The sequence below is a fragment of the Pasteurella oralis genome, assembly GCF_042681465.1.
GTDB lineage: Bacteria > Pseudomonadota > Gammaproteobacteria > Enterobacterales > Pasteurellaceae > Pasteurella > Pasteurella oralis.
The window spans coordinates 1-26425 of sequence record NZ_JBHUFP010000003.1; the positions used below are offsets into that span (position 1 = coordinate 1).

A 26425-nucleotide genomic window follows, 5' to 3' on the forward strand; every position below is an offset into this window, starting at 1 on the left:
GTTCGACTAATCATATTAGGTAATATTGATAGACTAACTGATATTTTAGTTAAAAAGCCAGCTGGCTACTTGCTTTTATTACTGTTTTATTTCTTTAAAAATTTGAATATTAAGCATATTGGTATAGATAACCTAGGGGGTATGAGGGTTGTTAATTTCCAGTATGGAAAATGAGAGCGTTGGACAATGTAACGAGTGATATGTTTTATGAGGCATATTTGAGTTTATTTGTGGAATTTGGTAAAAAAGTAAAAAAACCGTTAAAATAGTAACTTTATTAGCTTAATAAATGAAATAAGAGAGATTATGGCACTATTAAATATACTGGTTTACCCCGATGAGCGCTTAAAAATTATTGCGAAACCGGTGGATGTTGTTGATGATAAAACACGTGAAATTATTGATGATATGTTTGAAACAATGTATCACCAAGAAGGTATTGGTTTGGCGGCAACGCAAGTAGATATTCATCAGCGAATCATTACAATTGATATTGAAGGTACAAAAGAAAATCAATATGTACTTATTAATCCTGAAATTGTTGAAAGTTGTGGTGAAACAGGTATTGAAGAGGGATGCTTATCGTTGCCGGGAATGCGTGGTTTTGTACCTCGTAAAGAGAAAGTAAAAGTGAAAGCATTAGATCGTCATGGTAAGGAATACACTTTAGAAGCTGATGGTTTGTTAGCAATTTGTATTCAACATGAAATTGATCACTTAAATGGAATCGTTTTTGCTGACTATTTATCACCATTAAAACGCCAACGCATGAAAGAAAAATTAATAAAATGGCAGAAGCAGCTCGCTAAACAAAAATAATTTTTTAGTAGCCCACGTTAAAAGCGTGGGTGTTTTGATTCATAACGTAGAACATTATCCAATTTATCATGAAACCATTGAATATCATTTTTGCTGGAACACCTGATTTCGCGGCAAAACATTTGCAAGCCTTACTTGACTCTCATCATAATGTAGTTGCTGTGTACACTCAGCCAGATAAACCTGCTGGGCGTGGCAAAAAATTACAGGCTAGTGCTGTTAAGCAATTAGCCGAACAGTATCAACTACCTATTTATCAACCTAAATCACTGCGTAAATCTGAAGCGCAAGCTGAATTAGCTGAATTACATGCTGATGTAATGGTTGTTGTGGCTTATGGTTTAATTCTACCAAAGGTTGTTTTAGACACGCCCCGTTTAGGTTGTTTAAACGTGCATGGTTCTTTGTTACCTCGTTGGCGTGGAGCGGCCCCCATTCAACGTGCTATCTGGGCGGGTGATACACAAACAGGTGTGACGATTATGCAAATGGATGAGGGGTTAGATACAGGTGACATGTTGCACAAAGTCTATTGTGATATCAGACCAGAGGAAACTTCAATTAGTTTATATAATAGACTGGCTGAGATTGCACCAAGTGCGCTTATTGATGTATTGGATCATTTAGAATCAGGTAAGTTTGTTGCAGAGAAGCAAGATGAGTTACAGTCGAATTATGCGGAGAAACTTTCTAAAGAAGAAGCGAAATTAGATTGGAGTCTATCAGCAAATATATTGGAACGTTGTATCCGTGCTTTTAATCCTTGGCCAATAAGTTATTTTTCTATAACAGATCAGCTTGGCAATGAGCAATTAATAAAAGTTTATCAAGCAGTCGTTTTACCACATGTTGATAAACCAGCAGGAACGATTTTAAGCGCAGATAAAAAAGGTATTCAAGTTGCCACCGCAGAAGGTGTATTGAATTTATTGCAATTACAACCGGCAGGCAAGAAGTCGATGTCAGCACAGGAATTGTTGAATGGACGAGCTGAGTGGTTCACTGTAGGTAAGGTACTATAATGCAAAAGCGAGTAAAAACTGCTAAAAAACAGACCGCACTTTCAAGCCGTGCACTGGCAGCTCAAATCATCTTACAAGTTTTAGATCAAGGAAAATCATTATCCACGTTGTTGCCTGAGGTACAAAACCAAATCAAGCAGCAAGACTTACCTTTATTACAAGAAATTTGTTTTGGCATTTGCCGTGTATTACCTCGTTTAGAAAATATTATTAAGTTGATTGTTGATAAACCATTGAAGGGAAAAAAACGCATTGTACATTGCTTATTACTAGTTGGCTTATACCAATTACTTTATACCCGTATTCCTTCTCATGCGGCAGTTGATGAAGTGGTTAATGCAACAAGTACCCTTAAAGTTGAGGGGTTTCGAGGTCTAATTAATGCAGTATTACGTCGCTTTTTACGAGAGCAACAACATTTTTTAGCACAAGTCGATAAACATTGGCAGACATTACATCCTGAATGGATAGTAAATCGTTTGAAAAAAGCTTATCCAAATTGGCGTGATATTATTGAAGCCAATAATCAAAAGCCGCCAATGTGGATCCGTGTTAATCAGCAACAGAGTGATACAACAAGTTATCGTGCTTTGTTAGCAGAACAGGGTATTGATACTTTTAGTGCAGATAATCCTTGCGCACTACGTTTGGCACAGCCTACCGCAGTCAATAATTTGCCTGCTTTCGCACAAGGACATGTTAGCGTTCAAGATTTACATGCGCAGTGGTCTGCTATTTTATTGGCGCCACAGGACCATGAGTTGATTTTAGATGCTTGTGCCGCGCCAGGTGGTAAAACGACACATATTTTAGAACAAGCACCGAAAGCCCATGTTGTTGCTTTAGATATTGAAGAAAGCCGTTTGAAACGTGTACATGAAAATTTAGCGCGTATGCAACAGTCTGCGACAGTGATTTGCGGTGATGCTAGCCAGCCAGCACAATGGTTAGAACAGGTTGGCATTGCTGCGGGTAAAAGTGCGGTCCAATTTGACCGAATTTTATTAGATGCGCCTTGTTCTGCAACAGGCGTGATTCGTCGCCATCCTGATATTAAATGGTTGCGTCAAGAATCTGATATTGAACAGCTTGTGCTGCTACAAGCACAAATTTTACAAGCCCTTTGGGCAATATTAAAACCAAATGGAACTTTATTATATGCAACTTGCTCGGTGTTACCTGAGGAAAATGCATTACAAATTGGGCAATTTTTACAGGACAATGTAGATGCTAAATTAGAGCAATTGCCTTTTGCTTCTACAGAAAGCGCAGTTGGTTTTCAGTTTATTCCAACAGAAAACGGCGGCGATGGTTTTTATTATGCTAAATTAAGGAAGGTAGTTTAATTATGAATATCAATAAAGGGTCTTTTCCCAAAGTAGATGTGGTTATCTCTTGTTATAACGCAGAGAAAACGCTGATTCGAGCTGTTAATTCAGTATTAAACCAAAATGCGTTGAATCATCTTTGGATTGTAGATGATAATTCGACAGACAATACATTTAAACTGGCTAATCAAATTGCAGCACGATTTCCTGAGAAAGTCACCGTAGAAAAGCTATCACGCAATGGTGGGCTTGCGAAAGCGAGAAATTGGGGAGCATTACAAAGTAACGCAGAATTTATTGCTTTTTTAGACGCAGATGATGCTTATGAGCCAGAAGCACTAACGACAGCAAGTTGCGTGTTTCATTTTCGACCAGAAACATCATTAGTAAGACTTGCTTTAAAACCAGTAGATTTAGCGGAACGTTATGCAGAACATCCTGATTTTAAGGACGCATGGGAAAATGTGCAGTTAGCATCTGCACGCAATGTGGTTTTTCGTCGTTTATTTTTATTAGCCTGTGGCGGTTTTCCACAAGAATCTTTGTTTCGCCGTTTAGGTGGTGATGATAGTGTTATTGGTAATGTCGTTGCAAAACTTGGTCGAGTTGCGACTTTATTTGAAGATGTTGGTGTTTTGCGTTATTGCGATGAAGGAATGCAAGAAGAGCGTTTGTTAGATGCCATATTATTTGGTAAAACACAAAGAACTGCAGGGCAAGATCATCTTGAAGTGGCAGAACAAATCACGGAAACCATTTGTGGTCAAGTTGAGCAGCTAAAACAGTATTTAAATACGCAAGAAGTCGGTGTTAAGCCATTGGTAATTGAGAGAACAGAATAATGAAAATCATCATTCTTGGTGCAGGGCAAGTTGGGACAACACTTGCTGAAAATTTAGTGAGTGAGGATAACGATATTACTTTGGTTGATAATCAATCACTACGTTTAGAAAATTTACAAAGTAAGCATGATTTACGTGTTGTGAATGGCTCGGCTTCTTCACCAAGAGTGTTACGCGAAGCAGGGGCGCAAGATGCGGATTTGCTAGTCGCGGTGACCAGTTCTGACGAAATTAATATGGTAGCGTGTCAGATTAGTTATACGTTATTTAACACGCCAACAAAAATTGCACGTATTCGTAATGCGGAATATTTACGAGAAAAAGATAAATTATTCCAGACGAATGTGTTGCCTATTGATCATATTATTTCACCAGAGAAATTAGTTACAGATGAGATTACGCGTTTGATTGATTATCCCGGTGCGTTACAAGTAGCGCATTTTGCTGATGGGCGTATTAGTCTTGTGGTTGTAAAGGCATATTATGGTGGCCCATTAGTCGGTTATGCGATTTCTGCATTGAAAGATCATATGCCACATATTGAGTGCCGTATTGTGTCTATTTTACGGCAAGATAAAGTGATTCGTCCACAGGGCTCAACTATCATTGAAGCAGGTGATGAAGTCACTTTTATTTGTGAAACAATTCACATTAAAGCGGTCATGAGCGAGTTACAACGTCTAGAAAAACCTTATAAGCGTATCATGATTGCTGGTGGAGGTAATATTGGTATCGGTGTCGCGAAACGCTTGGAGGGACAATGCTCAGTAAAATTAATTGAACGTAATGCAGAGCGTGCAACCGCGTTAGCAGAAAAATTATCTAATACATTGATTTTTTGTGGTGATGCATCAGATCAATCTTTCCTCTTTGAAGAGCAGATTGAAAATATTGATGTTTTTTTATCATTAACCAGTGATGATGAAGCCAATATTATGTCTGCATTATTAGCGAAACGCTTAGGTGCGAAAAAAGCAATGGTGCTTATTCAACGTATGGCATATATCAATCTTATTCAAGGTGGTACTATTGATATTGCAGTTTCACCACAACAGGCAACAATTTCAGCGTTATTAAGCCATGTACGTAAAGGAGATACTGTCAATGTTGCGTCATTACGACATGGTGTCGCAGAAGCACTCGAAATTATTGTTCATGGTGAAGAAGACTCATCACTCGTTATTGGTCGCAAAATTTCTGAGCTAAAATTACCTCAAGGGGCAATTATTGGTGCCGTTTTGCGTGGTAATGAAGTGATTATGGCAAAGAAAAATTTAGTGATTGAAGATAACGATCATGTCATTGTATATTTAAGCGATAAAAAATTTGTATCTGATATTGAAAAGCTATTTCAGCCGAGTGTATTTTTTATTTAAAGTAGAGTAAATATACTGTACAACAAATGAAAAGCTCCTATAATGCACGTTGATTCAAAGTAAAGTTTAGTGAGGAGTTTTTATGAGTTTTATTAAAGAGTTTCGCGAATTTGCGATGCGTGGTAATGTTGTTGATATGGCTGTCGGTGTGATCATTGGCGGTGCTTTTGGTAAAATTGTCAGTTCATTAGTTGGCGATGTTGTTATGCCAGTATTAGGTATTTTAACTGGTGGTGTTGATTTTAAAGATCTAAGTATCGTATTAAAAGAAGCGGTAGGTGATGTACCCGCAGTGACGTTAAATTATGGTGCATTTATTCAAAACGTCTTTGACTTCATTATTATTGCTTTCGCCATTTTCCTAATGATTAAGGCATTGAATAAATTAAAACGTGAAACACCAGCAGAAGAAACGCCAGCTGAACCGCCAAAACCTTCAAATGAAGAAGTGTTATTAACAGAAATCCGTGATTTATTAAAAAAATAATTTCATTTACCGAGAAAAAATCTTCCCTTAGTGGAAGATTTTTTATTTTTACCACCAAATATCTTACCTTGTTTAAGCTACCCATTCCTTTTACAATAACGCCAATTCATTTCTAAGAGGCAAATTGATTATGACTGATTTACAAGTATTACAAGCTGAAACGCGCGAAATTATTACTGATTTATTAAATGATGGCAGTGATCCAAATGCACTTTATATTATTGAACATCATATTGCACATCATGACTTTGATAAGTTAGAAAAAATAGCAGTAGAAGCATTTAAAGCAGGCTATGAAGTATCAGAAGCGGAAGAATTTGAAGAGGATAATGGCAAAGTTATTTTCTGTTTTGATATTATTAGTGAAGTCGAATTAAAACCCGAAATTATAGATGCTCAACAAAAAGAATTAATTCCATTAGTAGAAAAGTTTGCTGGTCTCTATGATGGTTGGGGAACTTATTTTGAAGATCCAAATGCGAGTGATGATGAATATGGCGATGATGGTGAATTTTTTGAGGAAGAAGATGACGCCTAAGCCTATCAAAATTTCATAAATTAAGATCGCACTTTTATACTTATTAAAAGTGCGGTTTTATTTTGGAACTATTTAGGGGTGATATTGCCTAATAAATGATTATTTTTAACTCTAATAAGGATATTTTATGAAATTAAAACATTTAACATTAGCATTATTAGCTTTACCTTTTGCCGTTTCTGCGAATGCAGAAAGTCAGCCAAGTAATATTGTGACTTTTAGTGCAGAAGTTGAAAGAGAAGTAAATCAAGATTTAATGCAAGTAGTCATGTTCACTCAAGAGGAAGGTAAAGACATTAGTTTATTAAATAAAAATGTGACAGAGCGTATTAATACCGCAATTGCTTTAGTGAAAAAGCAAAGTATTGTGCAAATTCAATCACAAGATCGTAATACACAAGTGCGCTATGGCAAAGATGGTAAACAAAATGGTTGGGTAAGCCGTGCTGAACTTGTTTTACAAAGTAAAGACTCTGTTGCACTTTCTAAATTGGTCTCAGAGTTAAACAACCAATTAATGATTGAAAAACTGTATGCTTCCATTTCACCAGATACACTGACTGCATTGGAAAATGAAATGACAGAAGCGGTGTTACAAAAATTTGAGCAAAAAGCGAAAGTGATCCAAACCAGTTTAAAGAGTAAAGGCTATAAAGTCATCGAATTAAACATTGCTACGCCAGATCATTTTGTTCAATCACCACGTCCTTACTCTAATAAAATGATGCGTGCAAGTGCGGTCTCATATGCTGCAGATGAGATGGCACTTGAAGCGGGGAAAACTCAGATTCGCGCGCAAGTACAAGCGAAGATTGAATTAATCAATGATTAGCTTTCTAATACTTCATATTTCTTATACAATAATCAAATTCATTCGTTAAAAAATCGGAGTAATAATGAAAGTTGCAAAAAATGTGGTGGTGAGTATTGCTTATCAAGTACGCACAGCAGATGGTGTATTAGTTGATGAGGCGCCAACCAACCAACCTTTAGAATATTTACAGGGTCATAATAATTTAGTCATTGGTTTAGAAAATGCATTAGAAGGCAAAGCAGTTGGTGATAAATTTGAGGTGCGTGTAAAACCAGAAGAAGGTTACGGCGAATATAATGAAAATATGGTGCAGCGTGTACCAAAAGATGTATTTCAAGGTGTAGATGAATTAGTCGTAGGAATGCGTTTTATTGCTGATACAGATATTGGTGCATTACCTGTCGTCATTACTGAAGTTGCAGAAAATGATGTTGTAGTAGATGGTAATCACATGTTAGCAGGTCAAGAATTGTTATTTACTGTTGAAGTAGTGGCAACTCGTGAGGCTACATTAGAAGAAATTTCGCATGGACATATTCATCAAGAAGGCGGCTGCTGTGGTGGACACCATCACGATAGTGATGAAGACGGACATGGTTGTGGTTGTGGCAGCCATCATCATGAACATCACCATCATGATCACGAAGGTTGCTGTGGTAATGGTGGATGTAAACACTAATTTTGACTCTGAAAAAAAAAGAACCACACATTAAGTGCGGTTCTTTTTTTAGCAATTTTGAGTAGTTTAGCTTTGCTTTTTCAATATGGCATAAAGCTCATCTTTCAAACGCAATTTCTCTTTTTTTAAATTTTCTACTTCTATCGGTGTACCGAGTTCAATATGGGATTCAATATTTTTAATCCGTTGATCCAACTCATTATGTTTGTCAAATAAACGACTAAAATGGGCATCTTCAATTTTTAATTTAGAAATCAAATCACGAAATTCTGGAAACATAGGCGCTCCTTATAGCGTTGTAGTATAAAAAGTACTTACCTCCCCATTATCTTATCGAAATTTGCTCAAAATAAATGTGTTGAAGATCACAAATTTAAAGACAATGTGTGATACGTATTTTGTTTAATAGTGCATCACAGCATTGGTCTAAAAGTTGATAAGTTTGCGCAAAATTTTTGCTATACCAAGGATCAGGGATATGGTCATAGCCTAAATCAGGACAGAGATCAGTAATTTTGAATAATTTCTCTGGATGATGGCCAAACATGATCTCGAGATCCTGTAGATTGAGATCATCCATTGCAAGTAAATAATCGAAAAATTGCCAATTTTCTGACCGCACTTTTTTACTTCGAAAACCAGTGCTATCAATCTTATGTAGATCTAAGATCTCTGTGGTACCACAGTGCATATCTTCGCCACTATGCCAACCTGAGGTTCCTGCACTACTGGTTTTAATCGCATCTTGTAAGCCTACTCGTTTAATTTTATCTCGCATGACAAACTCTGCCATTGGAGAGCGGCAGATATTACCTAAACATACAAATAATATATTGATTGTCATTCTACTTCCTTTATCTCTTTATAATTTGCCGCAGGCGTTTATTTTATTGCAATTAGAATATAATTCGGCTCTATTCAATCGAATAGAGCCGAATTTATTGTACTTTCTAGCAATAGTTAGCCATTACCATTGGTAGCCCGCACCAATACTTCCACCAAAGTCACCGCGAGAATTCGTATTACCTGTTAATTTAATGATAACTTTACCATTATCAGAAATACGTGACATACCTAGTGCAACCGCATTTTCACCTTTATAGGTACTAGTGGCGATAGCAACCATGCTCTTACCTGGAATATAAGCTTGTGGTAGACCAGCCACCGCATTCGCACCAGCAATACCTGCGCGGAGTTTTCTGTCTACATTATTAATACGCTTATCTAACGCATTGTAGTTATTGCCTTGTTGATTAATCTTCTGGCTAAGTTCATGTAACTGGCTGCCATTTACTGCATCTGTACTTGTTGCAGAAACGTCACCTTTCGCAAGCCCACTGATCTTATTACTTGTTGCATCAACTTTAATATTGCCAGCTTGTAAGCCTGATTCATTAATCGTGACACTTGGACCGACTTTAATTTCTTTGAACTCAACATTGTCTTTTGTTGCAACTTCATAGATCGTCTGCCCATTAGCCCCTAGGGTTGGCGTCACGGTCATGTTTTTGCCAGCAGAAACTTCATTGCGACTTGCTTTAATTGCATCACTAATATTGTTCTTACCTGTACCGCCAATATTCGCATTTGTATAAGTACCAGTTGTAGGATCATAGGTTGTATTGCCACCAATGATATTTTTCACACCTTCAGCCTGTGCAAATAATTGGCTACCATTAACGGCATCTTTACTATTTTGTGATACATCCCCATTTGCAACATTGGCTACTTTTTGGTTACCCGCATTAATACCTGTTTTACTGATGCTTGGGCTATTGTCAACTTTAGAGCCATCGTCATTGACGAAAGTTAAACCATTACTATCGATTTTCGTACCACCTGCAACAGCGCTATCGAATTTCACGTCTTTTTTGGTTGCAACCGTGTAAGTTTTGCTGCCGTCATTAGCTACTTCTTCAGTTACTACAATATTATCGCCTTGTTTAACCGTTGTTTTCGCTGCTTTAGCGACAGCATTTACATTTTTAATCGCATCATGAATTGTTGTTGCACCAGTATCGCCAATATTTGTCATAGTTAAAGCACCATTTTCAAATTTAGCATCTCCACCTAAAATACCAGTAACTTGATTTACTGCCTTACTTAGCTGCTCTTCAGTTGCCGCTCTGCCTTTTGTACCAAAATCTGGTGATGTTAATTCTTTATTAGCTAACCCAGTAATATCATTAGTATTTTTATCAATTACTACACTGCCAACAGTAGTTTTATCAAAGTTGACTTCTTTAGCTGTGGCAACAGTGTATACTTTATTACCATCGGTTCCTACGGTTTCTGTAACAACGATGTTATTACCTTGAACAACTTCAGTTTTAGCGGCTTTTGCTGTGTTATTGACGGATTGAATAGCTTCATGGATAGTCCCTTTACCAGTACCACCAATGTTTGACATTGTTAATGTACCAGCAGTATCCCCTGTTTTAACAATTGCAGCATCTCCACCTAATACATTGGTGACTAAAGTATCACCAACATGCCCTAGTGTATTTAGCGCTAAATATAATTGACTACCGTTAATTGCATCGGTGCTATCTTTGGTGATACGACCTGCTGCAACATTAGTAATTGTACGTTCTGCACCTGCTTTACCAATACTTACCGTTGATGTAGGCGCAGTACCAGCAAAGCCAGAATAAGTAAAACCATTCACTGTTGCTTGGGTTGTTGCTATTGCATCGGCTGTTTGTGAGCCACTGCCAAGAGCTACTGCATCTTTATGATCTGCAATAGCATCTTGACCCAATGCTATTGAGCTTTGTTTTTTGGCTTTCGCCTTTTGTCCTAAAGCAATAGCCCCTGCACCGTCTGTTAAACTGCCGCCATCAAAGCCTGTTTCTGCTTCTGAACCAAATGCTAATGAAAAAGCCGCACGGGTATGAGCTTTCGTCCCAAGTGCAATAGAACTACCTGCATTTTCAGTTGTTTTTGCTTCAGAACCAAAAGCAATGGCTTGATAGCCTTTTGCATTTGAATTATAACCAATAGATACTGCTTGTGCTTTGGTATCAGATTTAGCACCAGCTCCTAAAGCAATTGCGCTAGCATAATGTGCCTCAGCCTTTGTACCAATAGCAATAGCATCTTTCGGATTTTCATATTTGCCATTTTGAGCTTGTTGTGCAATAGCTTTGGCTTCAGTACCAATAACGATAGCTGAATATGCACCATATTTTTTGCCATCCGTACCAGTTAAGCTTGAAGCCTCTGCTTTTGTACCTAACACAATTGCACCGCTTGCATCTGCTTTAGCGCTATCACCAATTGCAATATTGGCTGTTTCGCCACCTATTGCTTGAGCGTTATAACCAATAGCCACCCCTTTGACTGCATTAACTTGAGATTTGTCACCGACAGCAACGGAACTAGTACTGATTGCTGTCGCGGAAGCTTCAGAACCTAACGCTGAACTACGATATCCCTGTGCATTACTTTTATAACCAAGAGCAGTTGTACCGCCAGCTGAGGCTTTAGAATATGTCCCTACAGAAATAGATGAGTCAGAAGAGCTTTTCGCGCCATCACCAATAGCGATTGATGATTTACCTGTTGCATGAGAGTCTTGACCGCCAGCGAAAGAGTTTTGACCTGAGGCTTCAGCTTTTTGACCAATCGCCGCTGAATTTACGCCATTTGCAGAACTATATGCACCAATTGCGACAGAGCCTAGACCTGTATCACTAATAGTTGTACTGCGGCCAATAGCAATAGCATTGGTTGCTTGTGTTTTGGAATCTTGACCAATAGCGATACCATCATCTTTAGAAGCAAGTGCAGATTTACCTAATGCAATAGTATTATTGATTGCTAGTTTTTGATTAGCATCTGTGCCACGACCTGCGTGTTTACCAATCGCAATATTGTTAACACCTTTAATATTTTGCCCAGCTTCAATTAAGGCAGCAAAGTTATCGTGACCTTCGACATTTTGCCCCGCACGACTTGAGATAGCGACATTTGTATTACCTTTGGTATTTTTACCTGCGCCATTACCAAAAGTAATATTTTCTGTGCCAACAATTCCTTCACCAGAGTCTTTACCAATAGATACTTGCATACGATTGTTGTTTGATTTATAGCCAGCTTTATTACCGATAAAGACGGCGTCTGTCGCTGCAACGATAGCATCAGTTGTTTCTGTTGATAATTTCAGCACCCCAGAATTGTAACCAATAGCAATTGTTCCTTGTCCCGCTGCTTTAGCATTTCTACCAACCGCAACTGTATCTGACTTAGTGGCGTGTGCGCCATTACCCATCGCGATAGCATAATGATCAGAGGCGATAGTTTTAGTTGATTCTGCTGAATTTACAGTACCACCAATTGCTATTGAGGAAGTTCCAGTTGAAATGGAATTGCTACCAGTTGCAACGGAGCCTGAACCACTTGCTTTAGCACCATTACCTGTTGCAATAGTTTGACTACCTAATGCTTTTGCTTGTTGTCCTATTGCCACAGCGGCTAGCTGAGTTGCTAATGCTCGATGACCTAATGCCACAGTATTACTAGCTTCTATATAGTATTTATTGTCAGAAGTTTGTTTTGCTTTTATTTCTGTAATTGTTGATCCTGCTAAAGCAGATTGAACGGCCTCATCTGCATTAGCATAAGTACCCATAATCACATTATGTGTACCTGATAATCTTTGACCAGCACTGGTACCTAGTGCGGTATTATTATTAACATTTTTACCATCTTTTAGTGCTCCATCACCAATTGCAATATTCCTACCTTCACTATTATTCGCTGGGGTTGCATTTTGTCCAGCAAGACGTCCGATAGAAATATCCCATTTACCATTGCCTTGAGCTTCATGTCCTACTGCAATCGCATAATCTTTATTAGCTTGTGCTGCATTACCAATAGCTATAGCCGCAGTAGTCGCTCCTGTTTTTGCAGTTGCCCCTACAGCTACGTTACTCTCGCCTTCATTCACAGCACCTTTGCCAATCACAACTGATTTAGGTGTTTTATTATTAAACTTATCCACAGTCTTGGTATTTTCATCACCACAAATTACACTTTCTGTTGCTTTATCAAAAAAACAATAATTACCATCAGTATTTGTTGGTAAAGTGAATTTATTTCCAACTATATCCACAGCTCCAACCTGTCCACTGACGAATAACAAAGATGCAGTAACTGTTGTCAAAGTAAGACTAACACCGCTTACTCCATTGACTAGTCCTGTTTTGGCTGATGCGCTTTTTCCACCAGATTTTGCTAATTCTGAGACAACGATCCAGCTTTGAGTAGCCGTGTTCCATAATGTACGATAGATTTTATTCATTTATTTCACCTGTGATTTCTATTAGATATATTGAGAATAGAAAAATTCTCATTTATCTAGTGGTTATAATCCCTATTTGGTACAGCTATGGAAACAAGGATGTGTAAAGTAAACTTGATTATTAATTTTACGATGGTTATTAATTAATCACTATCTTTGCTATGTAAAGTTGTGAAAAGATGTAATTAAATTGTTAAAATACCGTAAAGATCGTATTCATCTGCCTGCGTAATTTGGACTTGAACAAACTGTCCAACTTTAATCTCCATTTGCTCTGGGTTTTCAATATAAACAACACCATCAATTTCTGGCGCGTCTGCCATCGAACGTCCAATGATGTCTTCTTCATCAATTACATCGATTATTACAGTTAATATTTTGCCTACTTTTTGTTGTAGGCGTTGTGCTGAAATTTGTTGCTGTAATTGCATAAAGCGATGGAAGCGTTCTTCTTTGACCTCCTCTGCAACTTGATCTGGCATATCAGTAGCAACAGCACCTTCTACAGGGCTAAATTTAAAACAGCCCACGCGATCAAGTTGCGCTTGTTCTAAGAAGTCTAAGAGTAATTGGAAATCTTGTTCAGTTTCACCTGGGAAACCCACAATAAAAGTGGAACGTAACGTGAGATCTGGACAAATCTCGCGCCATTTTTTTATGCGTTCTAATGTGCGATCAATCGAACCTGGTCTTTTCATCGCCTTTAAGATTTTTGGGCTTGCATGCTGCAGTGGAATATCTAAATAAGGCAGAATTTTACCTTCTGCCATCAGTGGAATAAGGTGATCAACATGTGGATAAGGATAGACATAATGTAAACGCACCCATACGCCTAATTTGCCAAGCTGTTCACATAGGCTAATTAAGTTGTTCTTAATTGGCATACCATTCCAGAAAACAGTTTTATTTTGATTTTCTTTGCTTTGGTCGAGTGAATAAGCAGAGGTGTCTTGCGAAACAATCAAAATTTCTTTTACGCCAGCATCGACAAGTCGTTTCGCTTCATCTAAAACTTGTGTAATGGAACGGCTATCTAAATCGCCACGCATAGAAGGAATAATGCAAAATGTACAACGATGATCACAACCCTCAGAAATTTTTAAATAGGCATAATGTTTTGGGGTCAGCTTTACTCCTTGTTTAGGTACAAGATTAACATAAGGGTTGTAGTCTGGTTTCGGCACATACTTATGCACTTGTGTCATTACAGCCTCATAACTGTGGGGACCAGTTACTTCTAAGACTTTAGGATGGACTTCACGGATACGATCTTCTTTTGCACCTAGGCAACCAGTCACAATGACTTTGCCATTTTCTTCTAACGCTTCGCCAATCGCTTCAAGCGATTCCTGTACGGCACTATCGATAAAACCGCAAGTATTGACAATCACCAAATCTGCGTTTTCATAACTTGGAATAATGTTATAACCATCTGCACGCAATTCAGTGAGAATGCGTTCAGAATCGACTAAATTTTTAGGGCAACCGAGGCTAATAAAACCAATATTTGGTAAAGAAGATGTCATAAAAAACTCTCAACATATTCATGAAATTGAAAAAATAAAACTATTGTACAGAATTTGCATACAAAAGGCGATAAAGTATCCAAAAAAAGCTTGAATTGTATAGAAAAAGAAGAAAAGCTAGTCAAAGTGCGGTCGATTTTTGCTAAATTTTGTCGACATAAAAAATGAAAAAAAACGCTTGGTATTTAACCAAGCGTTTAGCAATGAAATAGTGATTTTTAAACCAGTAATGCTGCCGCTTTCACTACAACTTCAACAGCATTTTTTTCTACATTTTTTGCTGTTTCCTCATTTGGGATTTCTTGCTGTGTACGATTTACAATCGCACCTGCAACCATACCTGCACGCAAGCCTAAAGCAGAACACATAGTAAATAAAGTAGCAGATTCCATTTCAAAATTCATCACATTGAGATCTTGCCATTGTTGTAATGAACCTTGGAAGTGACGATAAACTTTACCGCTATAAGTATCGTAACGCTCTTGACCTGGGTAGAATGTATCTGAGGCTGCAGTAATACCTACATAGACTTTTTGATTGGCACATTCTATCGCTGCTTTGTAAAGTGCAGTAGTACATTCAAAGTTTGCGACGGCCGGATACTCCATTGGTGCAAAATGTAAGCTCGCACCATCTAAACGCACTGCACCAGTTGTGACTAAAATATCACCCACATTAATATGTGGTTGAATTGCCCCTGTAGTACCAATACGTAAGAAGGTGCGAACACCTAATTGTGCGAGTTCTTCAACTGCGATAGACACTGAAGGACCACCAATCCCTGTTGAACAAACTACAACCGCTTTATCTCCGATATAACCAAGCCAAGAGGTGAATTCACGTGTTGAAGCTAAAAATTTTGGACGTTCTAATAAACTGGCAATTTTTTCAACACGTTCTGGTGCACCAGGGGTGATGGCTAATGTTGCACCTTCTAACATAGCCTTGGTTAAACCTAGATGGAATACTTCTGACATAATCTCTCCTTATCATTATGCTAGGGTTTAATATCACGCAAAATGGGATTTTGCATTGAAATTAAGGTTTCAGTAGATTGGATTTCATCAATTAACTGAATTTTTGTGGCTAAGACAGAATGTAATTCTGCGATAGTGTGGGTCATGACTTTAATAAAAATAGAGTAGTTACCTGTAGTATAATAAGCTTCGACAACTTCGTCGAATCCTTCTAATTTTTTTATTACTTTCTCATAATCTTTTGCACTTTTCAGAATAATGCCAATGAAACAGCAAACATCATAACCCAATTTTCGTTCATTAATACGTACTTTAGTTCCTTCAATAATACCGGCTTGACGCATTTTCTCAACGCGCACATGAATCGTACCTGGACTCACGCCAAAGTTTTTTGCCATTTCAGCATAAGGTGTGCGTGCATCTTTAGTGAGTACACGTAAAATTTGCTGATCAAGATTATCAATGTTGTGCATAGTCTACCTTTTTAGAATTTATTTAAAAAAATGCATATTATATTTGATGAGATTTATATTATATCCCTTTTTTGCAAAAATGTATTGAGTTGTATGCCCATAATATTAAATAATATCCAACAATTTTGATGTAGATCTATTTTTAAGGTATCGGAAATGAAGAAATCATTTATTTTACAGCAACAAGAAATTAGCTTCGCGAAGAACACATTCACAGAAAAATTAGCAGAACATTTAGGTATTGTTGAAGTTCAAGGTCCTATCCTAAGTCAAGTTGGTAATGGTATTCAAGATAATCTTTCAGGTGCAGAGAAAGCAGTACAAGTAAATGTGAAACAGATCACAGATGCGACTTTTGAAGTGGTTCATTCGTTAGCCAAATGGAAGCGTCATACTCTTGCGCGTTTTAATTTTGCCGAAGGAGAAGGGTTATTTGTGCATATGACGGCATTACGTCCAGATGAAGATTCATTAGATCAAACCCATTCTGTTTATGTGGATCAGTGGGATTGGGAAAAAGTAATTTCTGAACAGCAGCGTAATATTGAATATTTAAAAGAAACGGTGAAATCAATTTATGCCGCAATGTTAGAAACAGAAGATGCAGTGAGTCAAAAATTTGGTTTGGCTAAGTTTTTACCCAAAGAAATTAAATTTGTACACAGTGAAGAATTAGTGCAACGTTTTCCAAATATGAATGACAAGGAGCGTGAAAATGCGATTTGTAAAGAGCATGGTGCGGTGTTCTTAATTGGCATTGGTGGTAAGTTATCAGATGGGAAACCACATGATATGCGAGCACCAGATTATGATGACTGGACCACGCCATCAGAAGGCGAATATAAAGGCTTAAATGGCGATATTCTAGTATGGAACCCTGTGTTAGAACGTGCTTTTGAGCTTTCCTCTATGGGGATTCGTGTCGATGAAACAGCATTACGTAAGCAGCTTGCTTTAACGAAAAATGAAGATCGTCTTCAATTTGATTGGCACCAAGATTTAATTAATGGACGTTTACCATTGTCCATTGGTGGTGGTATTGGACGTTCTCGTTTAGTGATGTTGCTACTACAGAAAAAGCATATTGGGGAAGTACAGTCCAGTGTTTGGCCGAAGTGGGTCATGGAAGAGTTTGAGAATATTCTGTAACCTATTAACTAGATGAGTAAAAGTGCGGTGGATTTTTTGAAAATTTTCACCGCACTTTTTGTTGAAGCACGTTGATTAAGCTAGGCTTCCACAAAGCTTAAAGCAGTTTCTACAACTTTTAAATCAGCTCCAGTTTTATGTGCATTTTCACTTAAATAGCGTCGCCATTGTCTTGCACCTTTGCAATGTTGAAATGCGCCAAGCATATGGCGGGCAATGTGATTTAAATACACACCTTGACTTAATTGTTGTTCAATATAAGGAAACATTTTTTCTACCGCTTCTCTTGGCGTGACAATTGGGCTGGTTGGATCAAATAATGCTTGATCAATATGACCTAATAAGCTGGGATTTTGATAAGCTTCACGTCCTACCATCACCCCATCCATCTGCTGCAAGTGTTGTTGTATTTCTTCAATCGTTTTAATACCACCATTAATGCTCATAAATAAATGAGGAAAATCTCGTTTTAGCTGATAAACCCGTTCATAATCTAATGGCGGAATTTCGCGATTTTCTTTTGGACTTAGTCCTGATAACCAGGCTTTACGTGCATGAATAATTAATTCTTGGCAACCAGCTTTATGTACTTTTTGTACAAAGTCACATAAAAATTCATAGCTATCAAGATTATCAATGCCAATACGTGTTTTTACTGTAACAGGAATCTCTACTACTGCTTGCATCGCATTCACACATTCAGCAACTAAATCGGCTTTTGCCATTAAACAAGCACCAAACATGCCATTTTGAACGCGATCAGAAGGACAGCCTACATTTAAGTTGATTTCATGATAGCCTCGTGTTTCAGCAATTTTTGCACATTGTGCTAATTGGACTGGATCACTGCCACCTAATTGTAGTGCAACGGGATTTTCTGTGAGAGAAAATTCGAGATGGTCATATTTAGCATGAATAATTGCACCTGTTGTCACCATTTCTGTATACAGTAAGGTATGGCGACTAAATTGGCGGTGAAAATAGCGGCAGTGGCGTGTTGTCCAATCAAGCATTGGAGCAACAGAAAAGCGTCCACGATAAAAGTGCGGTTGATTTTGGCTCATTTTTGTTCTTCTTTGGTTTCTTCTTGAATTCGTTGGCGGAAACGTGCTGCCGCAAAATGATAAAAAGGTTTAGGATGAAATTGGCGTGAAATAATGGACGAAACTAAACAACAAATCAATAACCAAAATAACACGGGTTGGCAACCAGTCATTTCCATGACAACTACACTTGCCGTGACAGGCGATTGCGTAGCACCAGCTAAAAAGCTCGCCATACAGAGTAAAACTAATAGGCGTTGATCCACTATACCGCTAGTCAATGACCAGATTTGTGCACCAATTCCCGCACCTGTTGTTAAAGCCGGTGTGAAAATACCACCTGCAATACCAGTCCAATAAGTTGCTACAGTGGATAGTAGCTTTAACATGCCTAATTCAGCAGGTGTTTTAGCACCATCTAATGCATTGGCGACAACATCATAGCCTGTGCCATAGCTTTTACCTTGTGTGTAAGTGCCTAATGTAGCGAGTAACAAGCCTAGAAAAAGAGCAACATAAATTGGGTGACGACGAATCCAACCACGTATTTTCGTAGGTGATATTCCTGCTAAACCTTTGGCTAACAAACGAGCAAATACTCCACCGAGTATACCGCAAACAGAACCACAAAGTGCAACCCATAAAAACATATAAGGTACGCTAGTTTCGCCATGATACTGTGGGAAGTAGGGATTATTACCTTCTATTGCAACTAAGATAAAACCTGATGCTAATACGCCTAACAGTACACGGCGTTCCCAACGTAACAAAACACCTCGCCCTAGTTCTTCAATAGCAAAAATTACACCTGCAAGTGGCGCATTAAACGCAGCAGCTAAACCCCCTGCGGCACCTGTTGCCATTAATTCATTTGCACTGAGTCCATTGAATGCAACACCATGTTTACGACAAAAATTACCCCAGGCTAACATAACGGCAGCACCAACTTGGACAGAAGGTCCCTCACGCCCAACGGAAGCGCCAATCAACATGGCTAAAAATGTGAGTGGGATTTTCCACAGTGTTTGCCAAAATGAGATAAGACGACTTTTATTAGCACCATGAGGTAAACTTATTGAGGCAATGACTTGTGGGATACCACTACCTGCCACATAGGGCGTATATTTTGCCGTAAACCAAGTGAGTAATGCTAACCCACAAGGCAGCACAACCCAAACTGCTATTGGATATTGAGCAGACCAGTGGGCATTCCATTCCAGCCCAAGATCGGCAAATTTTGCAAATCCTAATGAAAATAGTGCAACTAATGCGGCACCAATTAATAAACAAGTAAACTCTAAACTTTTACGTGAAACACGATGGGTTTGGCGTAGTTTTTTGTGTAAAACATACCGCACTTTTGCTTTAAAACTGGTCAATGATGACATAGTTAATGTGGTGAAATGAGGAAAAGAAGTACAAATTATAACTTGAAATCATGCGTAACTGAATAGACTTTAAACATAAGCGCATGTCATCGATGTATGAGGGTAAAATATTCTTTGCAAACTATTTAAAGTGGATTTTCTTCATTATGATTGAGAAAAAGACTTGCAAAATGCGGTCGATTTCAGTAAAATTCGCGGGCTTTCTCACTGAGAAGCCGTTTAATGTAATCATTTATTAAACGAGTATTACTAAGTAATACATAAAATGTTTCCGATTGGGAAACTAAAATAGGTTAACTTGCACCCCTTTTCGTTTTTTGAAGTAAGAAAAGTGTTGGTGTTAGTTTTTTATTAGCTAAATTTTGATTGGAGCTCTGGTCTAATGCAGAACCAAAGAATCCGTATCCGCTTAAAAGCATTCGATCATCGTTTGATCGATCAGTCTACTGCGGAGATCGTAGAAACAGCTAAACGTACTGGTGCACAAGTTCGTGGTCCAATTCCGTTACCAACTCGTAAAGAGCGTTTCACTGTGTTGATTTCTCCACACGTGAACAAAGACGCGCGTGATCAATACGAAATTCGTACTCACAAACGTTTGGTTGATATTGTTGAGCCAACAGAAAAAACTGTTGATGCATTAATGCGTTTAGATCTAGCTGCCGGCGTTGACGTGCAGATTAGCCTAGGTTAATTAAGAGGTTATTACAATGATTGGTTTAGTCGGTCGTAAAGTTGGTATGACTCGTATCTTCAATGAAGATGGCGTTTCAATTCCAGTTACTGTTATCGAAATTGAAGCCAACCGTGTGACTCAAGTTAAAACTGTAGAAACAGATGGCTATTCTGCAATTCAAGTTACCACTGGCTCTAAAAAAGCAAGTCGTGTAACTAAGCCAGAAGCTGGTCATTTCGTGAAAGCAGGTGTTGAAGCTGGTCGCGGTTTATGGGAATTTCGTACTACTGAAGGTGAAGAATTCACTTTAGGTCAAGAAATTAATGTTGACATCTTCGCGGATGTTAAAAAAGTTGATGTTACTGGTACTTCTAAAGGTAAAGGTTTTGCTGGCGGTGTAAAACGTTGGAATTTCCGTACTCAAGATGCTACACACGGTAACTCTTTATCACATCGTGTACTTGGTTCTATTGGTCAAAACCAAACACCAGGTCGTGTGTTTAAAGGTAAAAAAATGGCTGGACACTTAGGGGCTGAGCGTGTAACCGTTCAATCACTTGAAGTTGTTCGTGTTGATGCTGAGCGTAAATTACTATTAGTGAAAGGTGCCGTTCCTGGTGCAACTAATAGTGATGTTATCGTTAAACCAGCAGTTAAAGCATAAGTCAGGAGATAGAGATGGAATTACAAGTTGTAGGTGCAAACGCACTAACTGTTTCTGAAACTACCTTCGGACGTGAGTTCAACGAAGCATTGATTCACCAAGTTGTTGTTGCTTATGCAGCAGGTGCTCGTCAAGGCTCTCGTGCACAAAAAACTCGTGCTGAAGTGTCTGGTTCAGGTAAAAAACCTTGGCGTCAAAAAGGTACAGGTCGTGCGCGTTCGGGTGATATCAAATCACCAATTTGGCGTTCAGGTGGTGTGACTTTCGCAGCGAAACCACAAGATCACAGCCAAAAAGTGAACAAAAAAATGTACCGTGGTGCAATCAAGAGCATTCTTTCTGAGCTTGTTCGTCAAGATCGTTTAGTTGTTGTTGAGAAATTTGAAGTAGAAGCACCAAAAACGAAAGTTTTAGTACAAAAATTAAAAGAATTAGCACTTGAAGATGTGTTAATTATCACAGCAAGCTTAGACGAGAACCTATTCTTAGCCGCACGTAACTTATACAAAGTCGATGTACGTGATGTGCAAGGTATCGATCCAGTCAGCTTAATCGCATTCGATAAAGTTGTTGTCACTGTTGATGCTGTGAAACAAATTGAGGAGATGTTAGCATGATTCAACAAGAACGTTTGCTAAAAGTGTTAAAAGCACCACATGTCTCTGAAAAAGCAACAAATAACGCTGAGAAGTCTAACACTATCGTTTTCAAAGTGGCTTTAGATGCAAATAAAGTTGAAATTGCTAATGCTGTTGAGCAATTATTTGAAGTGAAAGTGGATTCTGTTCGTACCGTTGTAGTGAAAGGTAAAACTAAACGTCACGGTGCAAGAATGGGACGTCGCAGTGACTGGAAAAAAGCTTATGTAACTCTTCAAGAAGGTCAATCACTTGACTTCGTTGAAGGTGCAGAGTAATTCGGAGGAGTAGAAGATAATGGCTATCGTTAAATGTAAGCCGACCTCCGCTGGTCGTCGTCACGTTGTTAAAATCGTGAACCCTGAATTACATAAAGGGAAACCTTACGCACCACTTTTAGATACTAAATCTAAAACCGGTGGACGTAATAATTTCGGACGTATTACTACTCGCCATATTGGTGGTGGTCATAAACAACATTACCGTTTAATCGATTTCAAACGTAACAAGTTAGATATTCCAGCGGTTGTTGAGCGTCTAGAATATGACCCTAACCGTTCTGCAAATATTGCTTTAGTGCTTTATAAAGATGGTGAACGTCGTTATATCTTAGCACCTAAAGGTTTATCTGCAGGCGATACGATCCAAGCTGGTGTAAATGCGCCTATTAAAGTTGGTAATGCATTACCAATGCGTAATATTCCAGTGGGTTCAACTGTACATAATGTTGAATTAAAACCTGGTAAAGGCGGTCAAATCGCGCGTTCTGCTGGTGCTTATGTACAAATTATCGCTCGTGAAGGTAACTATGTTACATTACGTCTTCGTTCAGGCGAAATGCGTAAAGTATTAGCTGAGTGTACAGCAACCATTGGTGAAGTTGGTAACTCAGAACATATGCTTCGCGTATTGGGTAAAGCAGGTGCTAACCGCTGGAGAGGCGTACGTCCAACAGTTCGTGGTACAGCAATGAACCCAGTAGATCACCCACACGGTGGTGGTGAAGGTCGTAACTTTGGTAAACACCCAGTAACACCTTGGGGCGTTCAAACTAAAGGTAAGAAAACTCGCCATAACAAACGTACTGATAAATTCATCGTACGTCGTCGTGGTAAATAATATTAATTAATAAAGAGGATAAGCCATGCCACGTTCTCTCAAGAAGGGTCCTTTCCTTGACCTACACTTGTTGAAGAAGGTAGAGAAGGCGGTGGAAAGCGGGGATAAAAAGCCAATTAAAACTTGGTCCCGTCGTTCAATGATCATTCCATCAATGATCGGATTGACCATCGCAGTCCATAATGGTCGTCAGCACGTTCCTGTTTATGTATCTGATGAAATGATCGGTCATAAATTAGGTGAATTTGCACCGACTCGTACTTACCGCGGTCACGCTGCGGATAAGAAAGCTAAGAAGTAAGGGGTAAAAGATGGAAACTATTGCAAAACATCGTTACGCTCGCACTTCAGCGCAAAAAGCTCGCTTAGTTGCGGATTTAATTCGTGGTAAGAAAGTTGCTCAAGCATTAGAAATTTTAACTTACACTAATAAAAAAGCTGCGGCTCTAGTGAAGAAAGTGCTTGAATCAGCAATCGCTAATGCAGAGCACAATGACGGTGCAGATATCGATGATCTTAAAGTAGCGAAGATTTTCGTAGATGAAGGTCCAAGCATGAAACGTGTTATGCCACGTGCTAAAGGTCGTGCAGATCGTATTTTAAAACGTACTAGCCACATTACAGTGGTTGTGTCAGATCGTTAATAAGTAGAGGAATAGCAATGGGTCAAAAAGTACATCCACATGGTATTCGCCTAGGTATCGTTAAGCCTTGGAGCTCTACTTGGTTCGCGAATACACAAGATTTCGCCGATAACTTAGATGGCGATTTCAAAGTACGTAAATTCTTAAATAAAGAATTAGCGAATGCTTCCGTTTCACGCATCACTATTGAGCGTCCAGCGAAAAGCATCCGTGTCACAATTCACACAGCTCGCCCAGGTATCGTTATCGGTAAAAAAGGCGAAGATGTTGAAAAATTACGTAACGCAGTTGCGGCTATCGCAGGCGTTCCAGCACAAATCAACATTGCTGAAGTGAAAAAACCTGAATTAGATGCAAAATTAGTTGCAGATAGCATCGCTTCTCAATTAGAACGCCGTGTCATGTTCCGTCGTGCGATGAAACGTGCAGTACAAAACGCAATGCGTTTAGGTGCTAAAGGTATCAAAGTTGAAGTAAGTGGTCGTTTAGGTGGTGCAGAAATTGCACGTTCAGAATGGTATCGTGAAGGTCGTGTGCCTCTACATACACTACGTGCGGACATCGACTATAACACTGCAGAGGCTCATACTACATACGGTGTAATCGGTATTAAAGTATGGATCTTTAAAGGTGAAATTCTCGGTGGAATGGCTGCAATCGCGCAACCAGAACAACAACCTGCTGACAAGCCTAAAAAGGCTCCACGCGGCAAAGGTCGTAAGTAAGGAGAATCGCTAGATGTTGCAACCAAAACGTACAAAATTCCGCAAAGTCCACAAAGGTCGTAACCGTGGTATTGCAGCAGGTACAGAAGTAAGCTTCGGTACCTTCGGTTTGAAAGCAGTTGGTCGTGGTCGTTTAACAGCTCGCCAAATTGAGGCAGCACGTCGTGCGATGACTCGTGCAGTTAAACGTCAAGGTAAAATCTGGATCCGTGTATTCCCAGATAAACCAATTACTGAGAAACCATTAGAAGTCCGTATGGGTAAAGGTAAAGGTAACGTTGAGTACTGGGTAGCCTTGATCCAACCGGGTAAAGTACTATATGAAATGGATGGTGTGTCTGAAGAGATCGCAAGAAATGCATTTGCATTAGCAGCTGCTAAATTGCCAATTAAGACCACTTTCGTAACTAAGACGGTGATGTAATGAAAGCTCAAGAACTACGTAACAAAAATGTTGAAGAGCTGAATGCTGAGTTAGTGAACCTTTTAGGTGAGCAATTCAAATTGCGTATGCAAGCAGCCACCGGTCAGCTTCAACAAACCCATCAGTTAAAACAAGTGCGTCGTAGCATTGCGCAAGTAAAAACTGTACTAACCGAAAAGGCGGGTGAGTAATGACTGATAAAATTCGTAGCGTGCAAGGTAAAGTTGTAAGTGACAAAATGGACAAATCGTTCGTTGTTGCAATTGAACGCAAGGTTAAACACCCACTTTATGGTAAGTTTATCCGTCGCACAACAAAGTTACACGTGCATGACGAGAACAATGAAGCTCAAGTTGGTGATGTAGTAGAAGTGCGTGAATGCCGCCCTATCTCGAAAACTAAATCTTGGACTTTAGTTCGCGTTGTTGAAAAAGCAGTAATTTAATTATTGTAATTAATCGAAAAAGGCCGTACTTATAAAAGTGCGGTCTTTTTTTAGATAAAATTCTAAGCCTACCTAGGTTATTCTTAGCATTTTAATTCGTTTCCAGAAAATAGCGCTAAGAAAAAATGAATAATCTTTTTCATATTCAAAACTTAGGAATAATAGTGTGTTTGCTTTTATAAAAAGTTGTAAAAATTAGACCGCACTTTTACTGCAACTAGATGTTCTAGAGGTTGCTTTCATTATAGTGCGATGATAAACGGTCACTCTTATCTTTATCAACAAGGAGTTATTATGAAAAAATTAGTACTAACAACATTGTGTATTGCTGCGTTAGGGCTTACTGGCTGTGCAAACGAGGGTTCTCGTGTCGTTGCACCAACTTCAACACAGGCTGCTGCAACAGCAAGTACTTATCAAGGCGTAAAATCAGTCATTTCAGTAGGTAAATTTGATAATAAATCAAGTTTCCAAAATGGTGTTTTTTCAAATGGTCCAGATCAGTTAAGTAACCAATCTAAAACAATTTTGATTTCCCATTTACAACAAACAGGACGTTTTTCTGTTGTAGATCGCACTAATATGAGTGAAATTGCTTCTGAAGCAAAAATTAAGGGGCAGAGACAAAAATTAAAAGGGGCTGCTTATGTAGTTACGGGTGATGTGACTGAATTTGGTCGTAAAACAGTCGGTGATCATCAGCTATTTGGTATTTTAGGGCGTGGTAAAGAACAAATTGCATATGCAAAAGTGACTTTAAATGTAGTAAATGTAGTCACTTCAGAAGTAGTTTATTCAGTACAAGGTGCGGGAGAGTATAATTTATCTAACCGTGAAGTACTCGGTTTTGGTGGCACAGCCGGTTATGATGCAACTTTAAATGGCAAAGTGCTTGATTTAGCGATCCGTGAAGCTGTAAATAACTTGGTTAATGGTATTGAAGCAGGTCGTTGGTCCCCTGTTAACTAAGGAATAATGATGAAAAAGATTTATTTTGTCACTGTAATTTTAAGCACTGTATTTTTAGCTGCCTGTTCTTCACCTAAAAAGCATGATTTGTATTACTGGGGTAACTATTCTGATGTTGTATACAGCCATTACAATGAGGAAGGGGACTTTGCAAAGCAAGAAGAAGCATTAAATCAGATTATTGCACAAGCAAAAGAAAAGAATAAACCTGTAGCGCCAGGGGTTTATGGGCATTTAGGATTAGCTTTACTAAAGCAAGGTAAACAAGCAGATGCAAGTGTTGCTTTCCAAGAGGAGCAACGTTTGTATCCAGAAAGTGCGACTTTTATGCAGTATTTACAACGTAAGAAATAGG

Annotated in this window: 31 protein-coding genes; 23 read left to right on the forward strand and 8 right to left on the reverse strand. The window is 38.6% G+C overall.

What is annotated here, in order from left to right; all coding sequences use genetic code 11:
* Nucleotides 1-306: 306 nt before the first annotated feature.
* The 9 genes from def to slyD all read left to right on the forward strand — a co-directional run bounded on the left by def (nucleotide 307) and on the right by slyD (nucleotide 7905).
* Nucleotides 307-819: a peptide deformylase gene (def, locus tag ACFSAV_RS01140; protein WP_379095300.1), complete on the forward strand. Its 513-nt coding sequence runs from the start codon at nucleotides 307-309 to the stop codon at nucleotides 817-819.
* Between the two features lie 68 nt (nucleotides 820-887).
* Entirely contained in the window at nucleotides 888-1841 is a 954-nt protein-coding gene (gene fmt, locus ACFSAV_RS01145) for a methionyl-tRNA formyltransferase (protein WP_379095303.1), read from the forward strand.
* Entirely contained in the window at nucleotides 1841-3187 is a 1347-nt protein-coding gene (gene rsmB, locus ACFSAV_RS01150) for a 16S rRNA (cytosine(967)-C(5))-methyltransferase RsmB (protein ID WP_379095306.1), read from the forward strand. The genes fmt and rsmB overlap by 1 nt, the downstream gene beginning before the upstream one ends.
* Nucleotides 3187-4011, forward strand: a complete 825-nt coding sequence (locus ACFSAV_RS01155; protein ID WP_101776321.1) for a glycosyltransferase family 2 protein — start codon at nucleotides 3187-3189, stop codon at nucleotides 4009-4011. Before rsmB ends, ACFSAV_RS01155 begins: the two co-directional genes overlap by 1 nt.
* Nucleotides 4011-5387: a Trk system potassium transporter TrkA gene (gene trkA, locus ACFSAV_RS01160; protein ID WP_101776320.1), complete on the forward strand. Its 1377-nt coding sequence runs from the start codon at nucleotides 4011-4013 to the stop codon at nucleotides 5385-5387. The genes ACFSAV_RS01155 and trkA overlap by 1 nt, the downstream gene beginning before the upstream one ends.
* Nucleotides 5388-5469: 82 nt before the next feature.
* Nucleotides 5470-5874 (forward strand): large-conductance mechanosensitive channel protein MscL, encoded by a 405-nt coding sequence (mscL, locus tag ACFSAV_RS01165; RefSeq protein WP_379095309.1) that lies wholly within the window; start codon nucleotides 5470-5472, stop codon nucleotides 5872-5874.
* A gap of 130 nt (nucleotides 5875-6004) precedes the next feature.
* Entirely contained in the window at nucleotides 6005-6412 is a 408-nt protein-coding gene (gene rraB, locus ACFSAV_RS01170) for a ribonuclease E inhibitor RraB (RefSeq protein ID WP_379095312.1), read from the forward strand.
* Nucleotides 6413-6539: 127 nt separating this feature from the next.
* The gene (locus ACFSAV_RS01175; RefSeq protein ID WP_379095315.1) at nucleotides 6540-7244 is read left to right on the forward strand and encodes an SIMPL domain-containing protein; all 705 of its coding nucleotides are present in this window, start codon (nucleotides 6540-6542) and stop codon (nucleotides 7242-7244) included.
* Nucleotides 7245-7308: 64 nt separating this feature from the next.
* Nucleotides 7309-7905: a peptidylprolyl isomerase gene (gene slyD, locus ACFSAV_RS01180; RefSeq protein WP_101776316.1), complete on the forward strand. Its 597-nt coding sequence runs from the start codon at nucleotides 7309-7311 to the stop codon at nucleotides 7903-7905.
* A gap of 66 nt (nucleotides 7906-7971) precedes the next feature.
* Here the strand turns inward: slyD and ACFSAV_RS01185 are convergent, their stop codons facing one another.
* The 6 genes from ACFSAV_RS01185 to asnC form a co-directional block, all read right to left on the reverse strand.
* Nucleotides 7972-8184: a YdcH family protein gene (locus ACFSAV_RS01185; RefSeq protein WP_101776315.1), complete on the reverse strand. Its 213-nt coding sequence runs from the start codon at nucleotides 8182-8184 to the stop codon at nucleotides 7972-7974.
* 94 nt (nucleotides 8185-8278) lie between these two features.
* Nucleotides 8279-8749 carry a low molecular weight protein-tyrosine-phosphatase gene (locus ACFSAV_RS01190; protein WP_379095319.1) on the reverse strand — a complete coding sequence of 157 codons (471 nt, stop codon included), beginning with the start codon at nucleotides 8747-8749 and terminating at the stop codon, nucleotides 8279-8281.
* A 123-nt stretch (nucleotides 8750-8872) separates the two neighbouring features.
* Entirely contained in the window at nucleotides 8873-13210 is a 4338-nt protein-coding gene (locus tag ACFSAV_RS01195) for a YadA-like family protein (protein WP_379095322.1), read from the reverse strand.
* Nucleotides 13211-13395: 185 nt separating this feature from the next.
* Nucleotides 13396-14736, reverse strand: a complete 1341-nt coding sequence (rimO, locus tag ACFSAV_RS01200; RefSeq protein WP_379095325.1) for a 30S ribosomal protein S12 methylthiotransferase RimO — start codon at nucleotides 14734-14736, stop codon at nucleotides 13396-13398.
* Nucleotides 14737-14954: 218 nt separating this feature from the next.
* Nucleotides 14955-15713, reverse strand: coding sequence for a uridine phosphorylase (gene udp / locus ACFSAV_RS01205; RefSeq protein WP_101776311.1), 759 nt, complete (start codon nucleotides 15711-15713; stop codon nucleotides 14955-14957).
* Between the two features lie 20 nt (nucleotides 15714-15733).
* Nucleotides 15734-16186 (reverse strand): transcriptional regulator AsnC, encoded by a 453-nt coding sequence (asnC, locus tag ACFSAV_RS01210; RefSeq protein WP_101776310.1) that lies wholly within the window; start codon nucleotides 16184-16186, stop codon nucleotides 15734-15736.
* Nucleotides 16187-16342: 156 nt separating this feature from the next.
* Between asnC and asnA the strand changes: the two genes are divergently transcribed.
* On the forward strand, nucleotides 16343-17335 hold the full coding sequence (gene asnA, locus ACFSAV_RS01215; protein ID WP_101776309.1) for an aspartate--ammonia ligase: 993 nt from the start codon (nucleotides 16343-16345) through the stop codon (nucleotides 17333-17335).
* 80 nt (nucleotides 17336-17415) lie between these two features.
* Here asnA and dusA read toward each other — a convergent pair whose 3' ends face one another.
* Nucleotides 17416-18399, reverse strand: coding sequence for a tRNA dihydrouridine(20/20a) synthase DusA (dusA, locus tag ACFSAV_RS01220; protein ID WP_379095330.1), 984 nt, complete (start codon nucleotides 18397-18399; stop codon nucleotides 17416-17418).
* Nucleotides 18396-19766, reverse strand: a complete 1371-nt coding sequence (locus tag ACFSAV_RS01225; RefSeq protein ID WP_379095333.1) for a chloride channel protein — start codon at nucleotides 19764-19766, stop codon at nucleotides 18396-18398. Before ACFSAV_RS01225 ends, dusA begins: the two co-directional genes overlap by 4 nt.
* Before the next feature lie 382 nt (nucleotides 19767-20148).
* Here ACFSAV_RS01225 and rpsJ point away from each other — a divergent pair, with 382 nt between their 5' ends.
* The 13 genes from rpsJ (at nucleotide 20149) to ACFSAV_RS01290 (ending at nucleotide 26424) form a co-directional block, all read left to right on the forward strand.
* Nucleotides 20149-20460: a 30S ribosomal protein S10 gene (gene rpsJ, locus ACFSAV_RS01230; protein WP_001181005.1), complete on the forward strand. Its 312-nt coding sequence runs from the start codon at nucleotides 20149-20151 to the stop codon at nucleotides 20458-20460.
* 16 nt (nucleotides 20461-20476) lie between these two features.
* Complete coding sequence (gene rplC, locus ACFSAV_RS01235) at nucleotides 20477-21106, forward strand: 50S ribosomal protein L3 (protein ID WP_101776306.1); 630 nt, start codon at nucleotides 20477-20479, stop codon at nucleotides 21104-21106.
* Nucleotides 21107-21120: 14 nt separating this feature from the next.
* Nucleotides 21121-21723 carry a 50S ribosomal protein L4 gene (gene rplD, locus ACFSAV_RS01240; protein WP_379095336.1) on the forward strand — a complete coding sequence of 201 codons (603 nt, stop codon included), beginning with the start codon at nucleotides 21121-21123 and terminating at the stop codon, nucleotides 21721-21723.
* Nucleotides 21720-22022 (forward strand): 50S ribosomal protein L23, encoded by a 303-nt coding sequence (rplW, locus tag ACFSAV_RS01245; RefSeq protein WP_005724030.1) that lies wholly within the window; start codon nucleotides 21720-21722, stop codon nucleotides 22020-22022. The genes rplD and rplW overlap by 4 nt, the downstream gene beginning before the upstream one ends.
* 19 nt (nucleotides 22023-22041) lie before the next feature.
* A complete protein-coding gene (gene rplB, locus ACFSAV_RS01250; RefSeq protein ID WP_101776304.1) occupies nucleotides 22042-22863 on the forward strand; it encodes a 50S ribosomal protein L2 in 822 nt (273 codons plus the stop codon).
* A gap of 25 nt (nucleotides 22864-22888) precedes the next feature.
* Nucleotides 22889-23164, forward strand: coding sequence for a 30S ribosomal protein S19 (rpsS, locus tag ACFSAV_RS01255; RefSeq protein WP_005539416.1), 276 nt, complete (start codon nucleotides 22889-22891; stop codon nucleotides 23162-23164).
* 10 nt (nucleotides 23165-23174) lie between these two features.
* Complete coding sequence (rplV, locus tag ACFSAV_RS01260) at nucleotides 23175-23507, forward strand: 50S ribosomal protein L22 (protein WP_050692961.1); 333 nt, start codon at nucleotides 23175-23177, stop codon at nucleotides 23505-23507.
* A 17-nt stretch (nucleotides 23508-23524) separates the two neighbouring features.
* Nucleotides 23525-24232, forward strand: coding sequence for a 30S ribosomal protein S3 (gene rpsC, locus ACFSAV_RS01265; RefSeq protein WP_005717926.1), 708 nt, complete (start codon nucleotides 23525-23527; stop codon nucleotides 24230-24232).
* Nucleotides 24233-24245: 13 nt separating this feature from the next.
* Nucleotides 24246-24656: a 50S ribosomal protein L16 gene (gene rplP, locus ACFSAV_RS01270; protein ID WP_005717925.1), complete on the forward strand. Its 411-nt coding sequence runs from the start codon at nucleotides 24246-24248 to the stop codon at nucleotides 24654-24656.
* Nucleotides 24656-24847 carry a 50S ribosomal protein L29 gene (rpmC, locus tag ACFSAV_RS01275; protein ID WP_005706394.1) on the forward strand — a complete coding sequence of 64 codons (192 nt, stop codon included), beginning with the start codon at nucleotides 24656-24658 and terminating at the stop codon, nucleotides 24845-24847. Before rplP ends, rpmC begins: the two co-directional genes overlap by 1 nt.
* Nucleotides 24847-25101, forward strand: a complete 255-nt coding sequence (gene rpsQ, locus ACFSAV_RS01280) for a 30S ribosomal protein S17 (RefSeq protein ID WP_101776302.1) — start codon at nucleotides 24847-24849, stop codon at nucleotides 25099-25101. The genes rpmC and rpsQ overlap by 1 nt, the downstream gene beginning before the upstream one ends.
* 294 nt (nucleotides 25102-25395) lie before the next feature.
* Nucleotides 25396-26070 carry a CsgG/HfaB family protein gene (locus tag ACFSAV_RS01285; RefSeq protein WP_379095341.1) on the forward strand — a complete coding sequence of 225 codons (675 nt, stop codon included), beginning with the start codon at nucleotides 25396-25398 and terminating at the stop codon, nucleotides 26068-26070.
* A gap of 9 nt (nucleotides 26071-26079) precedes the next feature.
* Entirely contained in the window at nucleotides 26080-26424 is a 345-nt protein-coding gene (locus tag ACFSAV_RS01290; protein WP_379095344.1) for a DUF4810 domain-containing protein, read from the forward strand.
* Nucleotide 26425: the final 1 nt, after the last annotated feature.